The following is a 14,057-nucleotide window of genomic DNA, read 5'->3' on the forward strand; positions in this document are numbered from 1 at the left end:
CTATGTCATTAGAAACATCACAAATAAATGAATTACATTGGTTAATGGAAATGTTACACACCATCGATGTAGGATTGGTTGTACTAGATAGAGATTATAAAGTGCAAATATGGAATGGTTTTATGGAGAATCATAGCGGTCTGTTACCCCGTGAAGTGAAAGATAAAGTGCTATTCCCTTTGTTTGATGAAATACCTGAAGCATGGTTTAAGCGCAAAGCTGAATCAGTCTTTTTACTAAAAAATAAAGCCTTTACAATTTGGGAACAACGTCCTTATTTGTTTAAGTTTCAAAATTATCGTCCTATCACAGGGGCGGCTGATTATATGTATCAAAATACTACTTTTATTCCTTTGATGTCAGCGACAGGAATAGTGACTCATTTATGCCTCATTATTTATGATGTGACTGATAATGCTTCTCATAAAAAAGACTTAGTTAAGGCGAATAAAGAATTAGCTATTTTGAGTCAAACTGATGGCCTAACAAAACTGTTTAATCACACGCACTGGGAGCATTGCTTGCAAGCGGAATACAAGCGTTGGATCCGTAGTCAAAACCCTAGTTGCTTAGTGATGATTGATATTGATCATTTTAAAGTGGTTAACGATACCTATGGCCATGTCGTTGGTGACGAAGTTATTCGCCATATCTCAGGACTTATTCGCCATCATGTGCGTGAAACAGATGTTTCGGGGCGCTACGGTGGTGAGGAATTTGTTATATTATTAGCGGACACATCATTAGATAATGGTAAAGTATTTGCTGAACGATTAAGAGAAGAGATTGAAAAATCTGTGGTGAAATATAATGACATTGATGTTAAATATACGGTAAGTATGGGGATTGCTGAAATAGACATTAGTATTGAAAGTTATGAAGCTTGGATTGAGTGTGCTGATGCCGCTATGTACCGAGCAAAAGATAATGGCCGTAATCAAATAGCCTTGCACCCTAAGCAACTAGTTTAGTTCGTTACAAATAAGTCATAAAAAAAGCCCTTATGGGCTTTTTTTATATAAAATATTTACTTTAATGAGCGTAAACTTTTTTTCCATTTACCCAAGTCGCTATGACTTTATTCTTCCAGATATCTTGTTGGTTTTCTGTAAAGTAATTATCTTCTAATAAAATAAAGTCAGCTTTTTTACCTTTTTCTAAGCTACCTAAAGTATTTTCTTGGTGTGCTGCATAAGCCGCGTCAATAGTAAAAGTTCGTAAGGCTTCTAAGCGTGTCATACTTTCTTCACTGAACCAGCCATTTTTCGGTTGGTTCTGATGATCTTGACGGGTGACTGAAGAGTGTAAACCAAAAAATGGATTAGGGGATTCCACTGGGAAATCTGAGCCTGCAGCGATTATAGCCTTGGCATTCATCAATTTACGCCATGCATAAGCACCTAAAATACGTTCTTTACCAATTCGGTCAACAGCCATGTTTTTATCACTAGTTGCGTGTGTAGCTTGCATTGAAGCGATAATGTTGAGCTCAGCGAAGCGAGGAATATCACTTAATTGTAATATTTGCGCATGTTCAACTCTATGACGAAGCGCTTCGGTATTTGTTGCTTTTATTTGGTGTTGATATAAATCTAGAACCACTTTATTAGCATTATCACCAATGGCATGAGTATTCACCTGAAAACCTGCCTTCATCGCAGTATTCATATACAAGGTTAACTTTTCTTTGTCATGTAACATTAAACCTTTATGACCAGCATGGTCTGAATAATCAGCAATTAAAGAGGCGCCACGACTACCCAAAGCACCATCGGCTTGAATTTTCACACTATTAAAATTAAGCATGTTATCACGGCTAGTGAATGGTCCTTGCTTGAGTGTTTCCTGCCAATTTTCAGAGGGTAAATACAACATAGCGTTGACACGCATAGGGAGGGCGTTTTCATTGCTCAATTCTTTGAATAGTTCAAGGTTATCAGTAAAAATACCAGCATCATGAACACTGGTTAAACCAAAAGAGACCAATTTATTAAGCGCTTTTTTTAAGACTAATTTTTGTTCTTGCTTGGTCAAAGGGGCAATGCTTTTAGTAATCAAATCCATGGCATTATCAATAAAAATTCCTGTTGGCTGACCAGAGTCATCACGAATTATATCGCCACCCGTTGGACTTTGTGTCGCTGATGTTATACCAGCAAGCTCCATCGCTTTAGTATTGGCCCAGCCCGCATGTCCATCAACACGTCGTAAGAATACTGGTTTGTTAGGAAAGTGTTTATCTAGCGATTTTGCTGTTGGAAATTGGGTGTTTTCCCATTGAGTTTGGTTCCAGCCTTGTCCTTGTACCCAAGTAATATCTGGGTTTGCCTTTGCATAATTTACGGCTTTCTTTACCGCTGATTCTTCTGAAAGTGAGCCAAGTAAATTTGCTTGCATCAAACTTAAGCCGTAACTTAATATATGACCATGAGCATCAATTAAGCCCGGAAGTAGTGTTTTACCCTGGCCATCGATAACCGTCATCTGACCGGATTTAGGTAATACTTCACCATCGATAAAAAGTTTATCAATTTTATCATCGGTAAATTGAATAGCCGTAAACTGCTTTAATTGTTGGTCAGCTAAAGTATAGCCCTGAACATTGGTGATAATGGTTGTTTGTGCGAAGGCTAAACTGGTAGAGGTCAGTAAAAATAAGGTTAAAGTGGACAGGTGTTTAGTCAATACTTTCATAAATAAATCCTATGTATTATTGTTTTTTATGTTTTTTTATTGAGCATAGGATAAAGGCAGAAAAATAAAATTAATAGTATTAATGGTAATAACCAATGAATAAGTTGCCAATATTGACTATAAAAAGTCTTTCCTTGGACGAGTTCAAGGTCAGCTTTAAGCACAGCGTCAGTAAACTGTGGCAGTGTGGCTTGAATATTTCCTTGGTGATCAACGATAGCGGTTACACCATTGTTGGTGGCACGTAGCAGTGGTCGACCAAATTCCAAAGCGCGCATGCGAGCAATGTCTAAATGTTGATGTGGACCATGTGAATCGCCAAACCAAGAATCATTACTAACCGTGAGTAAAATGTCGGTTTCGTTGGTAAAGTTAGCGGCTAATTGCTCAGGAAAGGCAATTTCAAAACAAATAAGCGGTAATAGATGAACGCCTTTAGCAACAAGGTTGGGTTGAATATAGTCACCTCGGGTGAAAGAAGAATATTGTAAATTAAATATTGGCGCAATTTTTCTTAATATGTCACCAAAAGGCACAAATTCACCTATGGGTAGCAGGTGGTTTTTATAATAGCGGTTACTATGGTTATAACGGTAATGCCCAGTATCGTCGTTACTTTCTTTTTTACCGATGACAATCAGTGAATTGAAATAGGTTTTTGATTGATATTTGTAATCTAAAATACCGGTAATAATAGCACTATCATTGAGTGCGGCAGATCTATCGGCCATGCTGAGAAAGTCTTGTGCAGCGGGTTCTAATGCTGTTACTGCTGACTCCGGCCAAACAATAATGTCAGCATCATAATTTTCTCGGCTGTGATCTAGGTATTTTAATTGGATGGGCCACTCTTTTTCGGGCTGCCATTTCATTGATTGTTCAACATTACCTTGTACTAAAGCAGCGGTTATTGTTTTGCTGGTCGGTGTTACCCAAGCAACATGCGTTAATAAATAAGCGGAGATAGACACAGCAATCAATAAGATTATATGTGTCTTGCGATAGCAGTTATTTACAACATTAATAACCGCAATACTGATTACCAGCAGCAAAGCACTTATTCCTATTTCACCAATCAGTGGTGCAAAACTAGCTAGTGGACCATCGATTTGGCTATAGCCAATTGAAAGCCAGGGAAAACCAGTCAAGACGTTAGCACGCAAATATTCTGAAATAAGCCAGCAGGGTGGCAGTAACCACAGAGAGAATTTTTTCTTTGGCGCAAACTTCGTTGATAAATAACAAGCAAGTGCTGGATAAAGTGCCAAATAACAACACAATAACACCATCAATAACAGTGAGAAAAATAGTGGTAAACCACCAAATTGATCAATACTGACATGCACCCAACTAATACCGCTACCAAACCAACCAAGAGCAAAGATGAAACCTTGTTTAGTGGCTGTCTTTACATCAGTACCATTAATAGAATGGAGAAATAACGGCAGTACAATAATCATCAGCCACCATAGCGAAAAAGGAGCGTAGGCGAGCACTAAGCTGAGCCCAGCAAGGAAGCTGAGCCAGTTACGCTTATTAAATAAGTTATCGTGTAGTCGTTTTAGTAGGCGAGCGCCTAGTGTCTTGATCGCCATTGAGGTTAGTCGACTATCTTTCCATTGATTTTATGGTCTTTTGGAATCGTAATATGTAAGCTTTGGATACGGCGATTATCGCCGGCGGTGACTTTAAATTCAAAATCACCAATCGTCATTATTTCACCTTTTTTAGGCATATGGCCAAATTGATGTAAAACTACGCCACCAATAGTATCGGCATCGTTGCCATCAAACTCAGTATTAAAATATTCATTGAAGTCATCGAGCTCTGTTAATGCCTTAACTTGATAAACATTACCGGCAAGATACTTAATATCTAGTTCAATTTCATCATCTGTTTCATCTTCAATTTCACCAACAATTAATTCAAGAATATCTTCAATGGTGACAACACCAGAAACGCCACCATATTCATCAACAACAATTGCCATATGATAACGCTGAGAACGAAACTCTTGTAATAACGGTTCAACTCTTTTACTTTCTGGAACAATAATCGATGGACGAATTATTTTGGCTATGATGCATTCTTCTTGTTGACCAAAGCCGTAAGCGAGCAGATCTTTAGCGAGTAAAATTCCCTCAATGTGATCAATGTCGTCGTTAATAACAGGAAATCTAGAGTGACCAGACTCTAAGATGATCGGTAAAGAATGTTCAATCGGATCGTTGATATCAAGCGTGACCATTTGCGATCTTGGGATCATAATATCACGCACTCGCATATCAGAAACTTCTAATACACCTTGGATCATTAACTTGGTTTCTGGCTTAATTAAGTCGCGGTCTTCAGCGTCATTTAATACATCAACCAATTCGTCTTTACTTTTGGGCTCTCCGGTAAAGACCTGTACTATTTTATCAAGTATCGATCGATTTGCAGAGCCGTTGCTAGAGTGGGGGTGGTCATCGCTCATAGAGCTTATTTATTTCCTGTAAGGTTAACTTGTTGCTTATTTTCTAATCAATCGAAAGTAAATTCAAGTAGTAAGTGGTTATTTATCTATGAATTCTAAAGGATAAATTTATTCATTTATAATATAAGGATCGGATATATCGAGTGCTTTAAGTAATTTTGTTTCCAGTGCTTCCATTTCTGTGGCTTCAACTTCATCAATATGATCGTAACCTAATAAGTGTAAGCAGCCATGAATCACCATATGAGCCCAGTGATTATGCAGGTCTTTGTGCTGTTCATTGGCTTCTTGGGCGACGATGTCAGCACAAATCACTAAATCACCGAGTAAGTCTAGTTCAATTTCTGCTGGTACCTCAAAAGGAAATGATAAAACATTGGTCGGTTTATCTTTTCCACGATACTGTAAGTTCAGAGACTGGCTTTCTTTAACGTCAACGAGACGAATGGTAAGTTCAAAATCCGTTTTATCATTATTTAAAGCGATATTTACCCAAGATTGAAACTGTTCATTGCTGGGTAAATTTTTGGCATCACAAGCATGTTGAAGATCGAGTAGTGTTGCCACTATTGATTATCCATAGCATCAAGTGCCGCTTTATTTCTTTTTTCATCTTTTAAACGTTTTTCTTTTTGTTCAAAAGCATCATATGCATCAACAATTCTAGCCACAACCGGGTGGCGGACAATATCTTTTGATTCAAAGTAGTTGAAACTAATGCCAGGAATATCGTCAAGTACTTCAATCGCGTGACGTAAGCCTGATTTAGCACCACGTGGTAAATCTACTTGGGTAATATCGCCGGTGATAACAGCACGGGCATTAAAGCCAATACGGGTTAAAAACATTTTCATTTGTTCTACGGTCGTATTTTGACTTTCATCAAGAATTATAAAAGCATCATTTAATGTTCTGCCACGCATATAAGCAAGAGGAGCAATCTCAATGACATTGCGCTCGATAAGCTTTTCAACTTTTTCAAAACCCAGCATTTCAAAGAGTGCGTCGTATAATGGGCGCAGGTAAGGATCCACTTTTTGTGATAAATCACCTGGAAGGAATCCCAATTTTTCACCCGCTTCAACGGCTGGGCGTGTTAACAGAATTCGTCTAACTTCTTGTTTTTCTAAAGCTTCAACAGCACAAGCAACGGCTAAATAGGTTTTACCTGTACCCGCAACACCAACGCCAAAGCTAATGTCATTACTCATAATGTTATGCACATAACTTTGCTGGTTTGGATTACGAGGTTTGACTACACCACGTTTGGTTTTTATAGTCACTAACTTGTCGAAATCAACATCAACTTTAGTGGGCTCTTGCTCAAGCACTTTTGCGTCTAAAATAGCAAGATGGACCATTTTTTCTGTGATTTCTTTTAGTTCATTTTTTACGGTTGCTGTTTCAATATATAAATTCTTAAGCAAGACAATGACGGCTTCACAATTTGCGGGTTCACCCATCACTTTAAATTCATTGCTGCTGTAACTTATTTTAACACCAAGGCGACGTTCAATGGTTTTTAAGTTATCGTCCATTGAACCACATAAATTCGCTAGGCGATTATTATCAAGCGGTGTTAAGTCAAATTGTTTGCTAATACTTGTAGTCAAATTTATATCCGTTTTTATAGGCTAAGGTTTTAATTATTAAGGCGTAAAACTACCAACACCTAACTCGTCGATGTTACTACTTTTGCTAGTATGATGACTGTTCGCTAGGATGTCTTGTGGAGAATACGCAATGCGCAAGCCCATTTCACTTTCTTCGCGCACTAATTCACCGCGCAGCGAGTTAGCATAAACATCAGTAATTTTAATATCAACAAATTGACCAATAACCGTGTGAGGAGCAACAAAATTAACCGTGCGGTTATTTTCTGTTTTACCGCGTAATTCCATCGGATTTTTCTTTGAAGGACCTTCAACAAGAATACGTTGTTCTGTATTCAACATTTGACGTGCAATACGTAATGCTTGATGGGTAATTTGGTCTTGAAGCACTTTTAAACGTTCTTTTTTAGTGATATCAGAAATATCATCAATCATATCTGCTGCCGGTGTACCAGGGCGCGCACTGTAAATAAAACTAAAGCTTAAATCGAAATCTACCGCTTTAATTAAATCCATTGTTGCTTGGAAGTCAGCATCCGACTCACCAGGAAAACCAATAATGAAGTCTGAACTCATGCAAATATCTGGACGTGCTTTCTTTAATTTTCGAATTTGTGATTTATATTCTAATGCAGTATGACCACGTTTCATTTGCGTTAAAATTCTATCTGAGCCACTTTGTACCGGTAAATGTAGGTGACTCACTAATTCAGGAACGTCTTTGTAGACCTCAATGATATCATCGGTAAATTCAATCGGATGTGATGTTGTATAGCGAATACGGTCAATGCCGTCAACCGTAGCAACCAAACGCAATAATTCTGAAAAGCGACAAATTTCATCATCGTGCGTAATACCACGATAGCCATTAACGTTTTGTCCTAATAAATTAACTTCACGTACACCTTGTGCAGCAAGTTGAGCTATTTCATATAATACATCGTCAAGTGGACGACTGACTTCTTCACCACGAGTGTAAGGTACAACACAGAAGGTACAGTATTTACTACAGCCTTCCATAATCGACACAAAAGCGCTAGCGCCATCAGCTTTAGGTTCAGGAAGACGATCAAACTTTTCAATTTCAGGAAAGCTAACATCAACAACAGGATTATGATCACCAGTAACTTGTTGGATCATTTCAGGTAGGCGGTGCAATGTTTGTGGGCCAAAAACCATATCAACATAAGGCGCACGCTGGCGAATAGCATCACCTTCTTGAGAAGCAACACAGCCACCAACACCAATTAATAAACCGGGTTTATTGTCTTTTAGATGTTTCCAACGCCCTAGCTGATGAAAAACCTTTTCTTGTGCCTTTTCGCGTATAGAACAAGTGTTTAATAAGATGACATCAGCATCTTCAGCTTCGTCAGCCAATACAAAACCATGCGTTGAATCTAATAATTCGGCCATTTTCTGCGAGTCATACTCGTTCATTTGGCAACCCCAAGTTTTGATATATAGCTTTTTACTCATTAACTTTCCACTCATTAAATATTTAAAAATTTAGACAAACTAACATGAAATTTATTGCTTCGCAGTTAGTTCAATTTAAGGATGCATATTTTACTCCTTCTTGACGCTTGACGCCAGTACCCGATTCAACTTTAAGTGGCGCGGGTCTATCTGATCTCAATTATTGACCGCAACCATTAATAATATTCGTATAACTGATATAGGTTGGTTAGAATAACTTTGAAAAATCATTAAATAAAAAGTGTAAATTTTATGAGCAATTTTGATTGTGTCGTGGTCGGTGGTGGTATGGTCGGCGCTGCTAGTGCGTTATCTTTGGCAAACTTAGGGTTAACTGTGGCTATTGTCGAACCAAAGCAACCCGTCTGTTTTAATGAAACACAAGCACTAGATTTACGTGTTTCAGCTATATCGCTTGCTTCTGAGCATTTGTTAACACAATTGGGGGCTTGGCCACAATTAAAACAATGGCGAATGTGTCCTTATAAACGATTAGGTGTTTGGGAAAATCAGACAAGTTATACCGAGTTTAACGCCGATGACATTGGGCAATCTCATCTTGGCCATATTATTGAAAATCGCTTAGTTCAGCTTGCCTTATGGCAGCAAATTAAAACTCACAGTAAGGTGACTTTATTTGCACCAGCGAGTTTAGAAAGCTTTACTGAACATCAAAATGAAATCGCAGTAAGCTTGGCAATTAAACCGGCTGAAAAAGAGTGTAGTGAAATAGAAAAAATTACCACTCAAATATTAATTGCGGCTGATGGCGCTCATTCACAGGTAAGAAAACTAGCTCATATAGGTATAACGGGTTGGGATTATCAGCAATCAGCAATGCTTATTAATGTTGAAACTCAACATTTACAACAAGATATTACCTGGCAACAATTTTTTCAGACTGGCCCAATTGCTTTCTTACCGCTGCCAGGAGAAAGTCAATTAGGTGGTTATGCTTCCTTGGTTTGGTATCATCAAAAAAACGAGATAAAAAGGTTGTCAGCTTTATCTAATGAACAACTGCAAAGTGAAATCATTGAAAAATTTCCACAACGAATAGGTCAAATAAAGGTTATTAATAAAGGGGCATTTCCACTGACTCGTCGACATGCTAATACTTATCAAAAAGGTCGAGTATTATTATTAGGTGATGCAGCGCACACCATTAACCCCATGGCAGGGCAGGGAGTAAATCTTGGCTTTAAAGATGTTAAGGCTTTACAAACCGTCATAGCCAGTGCCATTGGTAATAATGAGTGTTGGCACTTGCCTGAGGTTTTATCACGTTACGAATCTAAGCGACGAATAGACAATCTATTGATGATGACAACGATGGATTCACTGTATGCAACGTTTAGCCACCCATCACCAGCTATTAAACTCTTTCGAAACATAGGGCTGACAATGGCAAATAAGATACCTTTTTTGAAAAATAAGGCTTTAGCTTACGCTTGTGGTGTATAAGTTGAAGTGATAATGGATCTTAAAAGAAATTTTTCAATGCAGTAAGAGATTAAGTCTTAAGATAATATTTATTGGGTGTTTAAGGTAAGATTCAAAAAGAATGGCAGGGGTAAGAGGATTTGAACCTCTGAATGACTGGATCAAAACCAGCTGCCTTACCGCTTGGCTATACCCCTGTAATGTTACTTATTTTCTAACAACTATCATGATGATAACTGTTAGTTAGAATGGTACGGGTCAAGAGACTTGAACTCTCACATCTTTCGATACTGGAACCTAAATCCAGCGCGTCTACCAATTCCGCCAAACCCGCATTGCTTCTAATACTACTAAGCATTAATAGCCTTGTAGATATTTCAAATAATTATTATGTCACTCAGTAATGTTTACTATTTTTTTAATAAAAACTAATTACGTTTTAAAAAAGGAATATTAAACAATAAAGTGGCAGGGGTAAGAGGATTTGAACCTCTGAATGACTGGATCAAAACCAGCTGCCTTACCGCTTGGCTATACCCCTGTAGGTATTCTAAATAACAAGTAAATATGACACTTATAATGTTTAATATTAGTTTTAATAAAGACTGATTGAGTTTTAAAAAAGGAATGTTAAACAAGAAAGTGGCAGGGGTAAGAGGATTTGAACCTCTGAATGACTGGATCAAAACCAGCTGCCTTACCGCTTGGCTATACCCCTGCAATGTTACTTACTTTCTAACAAATATCATGATGATAAATGTTAGTTAGAATGGTACGGGTCAAGAGACTTGAACTCTCACATCTTTCGATACTGGAACCTAAATCCAGCGCGTCTACCAATTCCGCCAAACCCGCATTTCTTCTAATACTTCTTTCACTACTAAGAGTTAAATGGTGGCTACACCGGGATTTGAACCTGGGACCCCATCATTATGAGTGATGTGCTCTAACCAGCTGAGCTATGTAGCCTTTCCGTATTGCCTCTCAGCAAGTGGCGCGTATTATGCAAATCTGCTTAGGCTACGTCAACCGTTTTTTTATAATAAATGCTAATTTCTTTCTGTTTGCTTGTTTAGTCTACAAATTGGGCGTTTAATATTCTAGGAAAGCGCAATCTCTTTAAAATAAAAACAAGAACGCTAAGTTCTTGCTTTATTTTAAAGAAGCGTAGATATCAACTTATGATTATTTTACACGTTCTTTTGCTTCTTCTTCTAAATGTTTTGAGTATTTACCAATATCGGCGATATGTTTAGCAACTTCTTTTGAAGGAACTTTACCAATAATAAATTCACCTGTTTCTAAAGCGCTATTAGATGCAGCAAAAACTAATAAATTTTGGCCGTTACATTCGATACTGCCAAAAAGTGCACGAATTTTTAATTTATTTTGTTTCATAAATGAACGTAAGCGGTTCTTATCATTAGCCGCAACGTATTCACAAATACGAAGAGATATATTATCGGCTTTAGTCACAGGGGCAAAAGTTACTGAAGCGGCAATTAAGCTAGCAAGTAGGAGTGTTTTTTTCATGGTCTGCCTTTTTATTGTTTATTAAAGTAATAGGTTATTGGTCTGACGTTGATGATTTTAACTTATATCAGATTGGTATTATGATAATTGTGGTATATTTTAGAAATAAAACAAGATATTTTTAAATTTTTTAAATTAAGTAGTCTATTGTTTTCATTGTTTATTATTTATATCTTTTTCTTTTTCAGTCATTTTTTTTAATTTTAATGACGAGTAATAACTTATTTTTAGAGACAAAAAAGGAGCCGAAGCTCCTTTTACTATTTAATTTATTCGCGTTAAAGCGTAAACATTACACGTTAAATCTGAAGTGAACCACATCACCATCTTTAACACGGTACTCTTTACCTTCTAAACGCCATTTACCGGCCTCTTTAGCCCCTGACTCGCCATTAAATTCGATAAAGTGATCATAGGCAATAACTTCTGCGCGAATAAAGCCTTTTTCAAAATCGGTATGAATAACACCCGCAGCTTGTGGAGCAGTAGCATTTTGCTTTACTGTCCATGCACGTACTTCTTTTACACCTGCCGTAAAATAAGTTTGCAAGTGAAGCAAAGAATAACCAGCATTAATAACACGATTAAGCCCAGGTTCTTCTAGTCCAAGGTCAGCCATAAATTCAACACGGTCTTCATCATCCATTTCAGACAATTCACTTTCAATTTCAGCACAAACAGCAACAACGATAGCACCTTCGGCATCAGCAATTGCTTGAACTTGATCTAGGTAAGGATTATTTTCAAAACCATCATCATTCACATTCGCGATATACATGGTCGGCTTTAGTGTTAAAAAGTTTAAGTAGTCTACCGCTGCTTTTTCTTCTTTAGACAATGTTAAAGAACGTATCATATGTCCTTCTTCAACATGCTTTAATATCTTTTCTAATACCGGCATTTCAAATTTAGCGTCTGCATCGCCACCTTTGGCTTTCTTCGCTAAGCGGAAAATCGCTCGTTCCGCTGTGTCCATATCAGACAAAGCCAGCTCAGTATTGATCACTTCTATGTCATCACTAGGGCTAACCTTATTGGCAACATGAATAATGTTGTCATTATCAAAACAACGCACAACGTGACCAATTGCATCGGTTTCACGAATGTTAGCAAGAAATTTATTTCCTAAACCTTCACCTTTTGAAGCGCCAGCCACTAAACCTGCAATATCAACAAATTCCATAGTAGTTGCTAGAACGCGTTCAGGGTTTACAATTTTGGCTAATGCATCTAAACGAGGGTCGGGCACGGGTACTACACCCGTATTCGGCTCAATAGTACAAAATGGAAAATTAGCTGCTTCAATACCTGCTTTTGTTAATGCATTGAAAAGTGTTGATTTACCTACGTTGGGCAAGCCAACAATACCGCATTTGAATCCCATGATAATACCTTAATTGTTTTGCAAAATTGTTTTAAAAGTTTAGTTATAGCGGTTTGAATGAATGCAAACGATTTTGAGCTTTCTTTAAATCGTCTGTTTGCCAGATGTCGATACATCGGCTTGCTTCATCAATCGCTTGATCTATTTTGTCTTGGTCAATAGCTGGTGCTTTGCCAAGTACATGTCCGGTAACGCGATCTCTATGACCTGGGTGGCCTATACCAATGCGTAACCGATAAAATTCTTTGTTATTAGCCAGACACGAAATAATATCGCGTAAGCCGTTATGTCCACCGTGCCCGCCACCCTTTTTAATTTTACAGACGCCCGGTTCCATGTCTAACTCATCATGAGCAACAAGGATATTATCGACGGGAATACGGAAAAAATTTGCAAGAGGCGCTACAGACTGACCACTTCTATTCATAAACGTTGTTGGAACAAGCAAATGAACAACTTCGTTACCTATTAGGCCTTTGCCGTAAAGTCCGAAATATTTTTTTTCTGGTCTGAGGGAGATGTTGTAGCGAGAAGCAAGTTCTTCGACGAACCAAACTCCGGCATTATGACGAGTTTTTGTATATTCGGGGCCTGGATTACCCAGGCCCACAACTAGTTGAATAGTCATTTAAGCTTATACTTAATGATTATTCAGTAGCTTCAGTTTCTTCAGCTTCATCAGTTTCTTCAGTTACGCCTTTCGGTGCATTTAATGAAACAACAGCTTGATCATGATCTTCGCCTTTTGCTAATTCGTCAGATGTTACGCCTTTAGGCAAAGTAACGTCTGATAAATGCAATGTTTGACCAACTTCTAAATCAGCAACATCAACTTCGATGAATTCTGGAATGTCAGCAGGTAAACAGCTAATCGCAATTTCGTTAATCTGGTGAGTAATGTTGCCACCTTTTTTCTCTGCTTCTTCTTCGTTAAGGAAGTGAATAGGAGCGTTAACGTGAACTGCATGAGATGCATCAATGCGTAAAAAATCTAAATGCATTACAAGTTGCTTGAACGGATGACGTTGCATGTCTTTTAAAAGACACTCAACTGGCTTACCGTCGATGTTTACAGTTAAAACGTGAGAGTAGAATGCTTCTTCTTGTTGTGCACGGTAAACATTTTTGTGCTCTAACGTTAAAGAAATCGGCTCTTGGCCTTCACCGTATAAAATTGCAGGAACTTTGTTTGCGTGACGTAGGCGGCGGCTCGCACCTTTCCCTAGGTCAGTACGAACTTCAGCTTCTAAAGTAAATAAATCAGTCATTTTTTAATACCTAATATTAAAGAGTTAGTTGAGTTGTTTTTTGCGACCAAAAACAACAATGAACCTTTACAACAATAAAAATAATTCAATCATCATAAAAGGCGCGGCATAATAACACCTCAACTTAAACATATCCAACGTTAATATGATTAATAAACTATTAATCA

At 37.8% G+C, this 14,057-nt stretch carries 12 protein-coding genes and 6 tRNA genes; 2 read left to right on the forward strand and 16 right to left on the reverse strand.

Annotation, left to right across the window (positions count from 1 at the left end):
* The first annotated feature begins 2 nt into the window (after positions 1–2).
* Positions 3–971, forward strand: coding sequence for a diguanylate cyclase (locus H4J70_RS12460; protein WP_182215488.1), 969 nt, complete (start codon positions 3–5; stop codon positions 969–971).
* Between the two features lie 61 nt (positions 972–1,032).
* On the opposite strand, the gene H4J70_RS12465 is transcribed toward H4J70_RS12460, so the two are convergent.
* The 6 genes from H4J70_RS12465 to miaB all read right to left on the reverse strand — a co-directional run bounded on the left by H4J70_RS12465 (position 1,033) and on the right by miaB (position 8,262).
* A complete protein-coding gene (locus tag H4J70_RS12465) occupies positions 1,033–2,694 on the reverse strand; it encodes an amidohydrolase (RefSeq protein WP_182230471.1) in 1,662 nt (553 codons plus the stop codon).
* A gap of 26 nt (positions 2,695–2,720) precedes the next feature.
* Positions 2,721–4,289: an apolipoprotein N-acyltransferase gene (lnt, locus tag H4J70_RS12470; protein ID WP_182230472.1), complete on the reverse strand. Its 1,569-nt coding sequence runs from the start codon at positions 4,287–4,289 to the stop codon at positions 2,721–2,723.
* A 5-nt stretch (positions 4,290–4,294) separates the two neighbouring features.
* The gene (locus H4J70_RS12475) at positions 4,295–5,170 is read right to left on the reverse strand and encodes an HlyC/CorC family transporter (protein ID WP_070376146.1); all 876 of its coding nucleotides are present in this window, start codon (positions 5,168–5,170) and stop codon (positions 4,295–4,297) included.
* A gap of 108 nt (positions 5,171–5,278) precedes the next feature.
* Positions 5,279–5,737: an rRNA maturation RNase YbeY gene (gene ybeY / locus H4J70_RS12480; RefSeq protein ID WP_182215483.1), complete on the reverse strand. Its 459-nt coding sequence runs from the start codon at positions 5,735–5,737 to the stop codon at positions 5,279–5,281.
* A complete protein-coding gene (locus H4J70_RS12485) occupies positions 5,737–6,783 on the reverse strand; it encodes a PhoH family protein (RefSeq protein ID WP_182215481.1) in 1,047 nt (348 codons plus the stop codon). Before H4J70_RS12485 ends, ybeY begins: the two co-directional genes overlap by 1 nt.
* 36 nt (positions 6,784–6,819) lie before the next feature.
* Positions 6,820–8,262 carry a tRNA (N6-isopentenyl adenosine(37)-C2)-methylthiotransferase MiaB gene (miaB, locus tag H4J70_RS12490; protein ID WP_182215480.1) on the reverse strand — a complete coding sequence of 481 codons (1,443 nt, stop codon included), beginning with the start codon at positions 8,260–8,262 and terminating at the stop codon, positions 6,820–6,822.
* Between the two features lie 252 nt (positions 8,263–8,514).
* Here miaB and H4J70_RS12495 point away from each other — a divergent pair, with 252 nt between their 5' ends.
* Positions 8,515–9,726, forward strand: a complete 1,212-nt coding sequence (locus H4J70_RS12495) for an FAD-dependent monooxygenase (RefSeq protein ID WP_182215478.1) — start codon at positions 8,515–8,517, stop codon at positions 9,724–9,726.
* A 101-nt stretch (positions 9,727–9,827) separates the two neighbouring features.
* Here H4J70_RS12495 and H4J70_RS12500 read toward each other — a convergent pair.
* The 10 genes from H4J70_RS12500 to H4J70_RS12545 all read right to left on the reverse strand — a co-directional run bounded on the left by H4J70_RS12500 (position 9,828) and on the right by H4J70_RS12545 (position 13,890).
* Positions 9,828–9,902 (reverse strand) — tRNA-Gln (locus tag H4J70_RS12500).
* A gap of 52 nt (positions 9,903–9,954) precedes the next feature.
* Positions 9,955–10,039 (reverse strand) — tRNA-Leu (locus H4J70_RS12505).
* A 132-nt stretch (positions 10,040–10,171) separates the two neighbouring features.
* Positions 10,172–10,246 (reverse strand) — tRNA-Gln (locus tag H4J70_RS12510).
* A 102-nt stretch (positions 10,247–10,348) separates the two neighbouring features.
* Positions 10,349–10,423 (reverse strand) — tRNA-Gln (locus tag H4J70_RS12515).
* A 52-nt stretch (positions 10,424–10,475) separates the two neighbouring features.
* A tRNA-Leu gene (locus H4J70_RS12520) sits at positions 10,476–10,560 on the reverse strand.
* Positions 10,561–10,597: 37 nt separating this feature from the next.
* Positions 10,598–10,674 (reverse strand) — tRNA-Met (locus H4J70_RS12525).
* Positions 10,675–10,890: 216 nt separating this feature from the next.
* On the reverse strand, positions 10,891–11,238 hold the full coding sequence (locus H4J70_RS12530; protein WP_182222688.1) for a DUF3718 domain-containing protein: 348 nt from the start codon (positions 11,236–11,238) through the stop codon (positions 10,891–10,893).
* Between the two features lie 292 nt (positions 11,239–11,530).
* Positions 11,531–12,622 (reverse strand): redox-regulated ATPase YchF, encoded by a 1,092-nt coding sequence (gene ychF / locus H4J70_RS12535; protein ID WP_070376152.1) that lies wholly within the window; start codon positions 12,620–12,622, stop codon positions 11,531–11,533.
* A 43-nt stretch (positions 12,623–12,665) separates the two neighbouring features.
* On the reverse strand, positions 12,666–13,250 hold the full coding sequence (gene pth, locus H4J70_RS12540) for an aminoacyl-tRNA hydrolase (protein WP_182215476.1): 585 nt from the start codon (positions 13,248–13,250) through the stop codon (positions 12,666–12,668).
* A 19-nt stretch (positions 13,251–13,269) separates the two neighbouring features.
* Positions 13,270–13,890: a 50S ribosomal protein L25/general stress protein Ctc gene (locus H4J70_RS12545; protein WP_182215475.1), complete on the reverse strand. Its 621-nt coding sequence runs from the start codon at positions 13,888–13,890 to the stop codon at positions 13,270–13,272.
* Positions 13,891–14,057 lie beyond the last annotated feature (167 nt).

This window comes from Colwellia sp. BRX8-9 (genome assembly GCF_014077245.1).
Taxonomy (GTDB): domain Bacteria; phylum Pseudomonadota; class Gammaproteobacteria; order Enterobacterales; family Alteromonadaceae; genus Colwellia_A.

Excerpts from the sequence above, each read along its gene's own strand:
- H4J70_RS12460 (WP_182215488.1), top strand. The coding sequence starts at position 3 with ATGTCATTAGAAACATCACAAATAAATGAATTACATTGGTTAATGGAA.
- H4J70_RS12475 (WP_070376146.1), bottom strand. The coding sequence starts at position 5,170 with ATGAGCGATGACCACCCCCACTCTAGCAACGGCTCTGCAAATCGATCG.
- lnt (WP_182230472.1), bottom strand. The coding sequence starts at position 4,289 with ATGGCGATCAAGACACTAGGCGCTCGCCTACTAAAACGACTACACGAT.
- pth (WP_182215476.1), bottom strand. The coding sequence starts at position 13,250 with ATGACTATTCAACTAGTTGTGGGCCTGGGTAATCCAGGCCCCGAATAT.
- ychF (WP_070376152.1), bottom strand. The coding sequence starts at position 12,622 with ATGGGATTCAAATGCGGTATTGTTGGCTTGCCCAACGTAGGTAAATCA.
- H4J70_RS12495 (WP_182215478.1), top strand. The coding sequence starts at position 8,515 with ATGAGCAATTTTGATTGTGTCGTGGTCGGTGGTGGTATGGTCGGCGCT.
- miaB (WP_182215480.1), bottom strand. The coding sequence starts at position 8,262 with ATGAGTAAAAAGCTATATATCAAAACTTGGGGTTGCCAAATGAACGAG.
- H4J70_RS12545 (WP_182215475.1), bottom strand. The coding sequence starts at position 13,890 with ATGACTGATTTATTTACTTTAGAAGCTGAAGTTCGTACTGACCTAGGG.
- H4J70_RS12465 (WP_182230471.1), bottom strand. The coding sequence starts at position 2,694 with ATGAAAGTATTGACTAAACACCTGTCCACTTTAACCTTATTTTTACTG.
- H4J70_RS12530 (WP_182222688.1), bottom strand. The coding sequence starts at position 11,238 with ATGAAAAAAACACTCCTACTTGCTAGCTTAATTGCCGCTTCAGTAACT.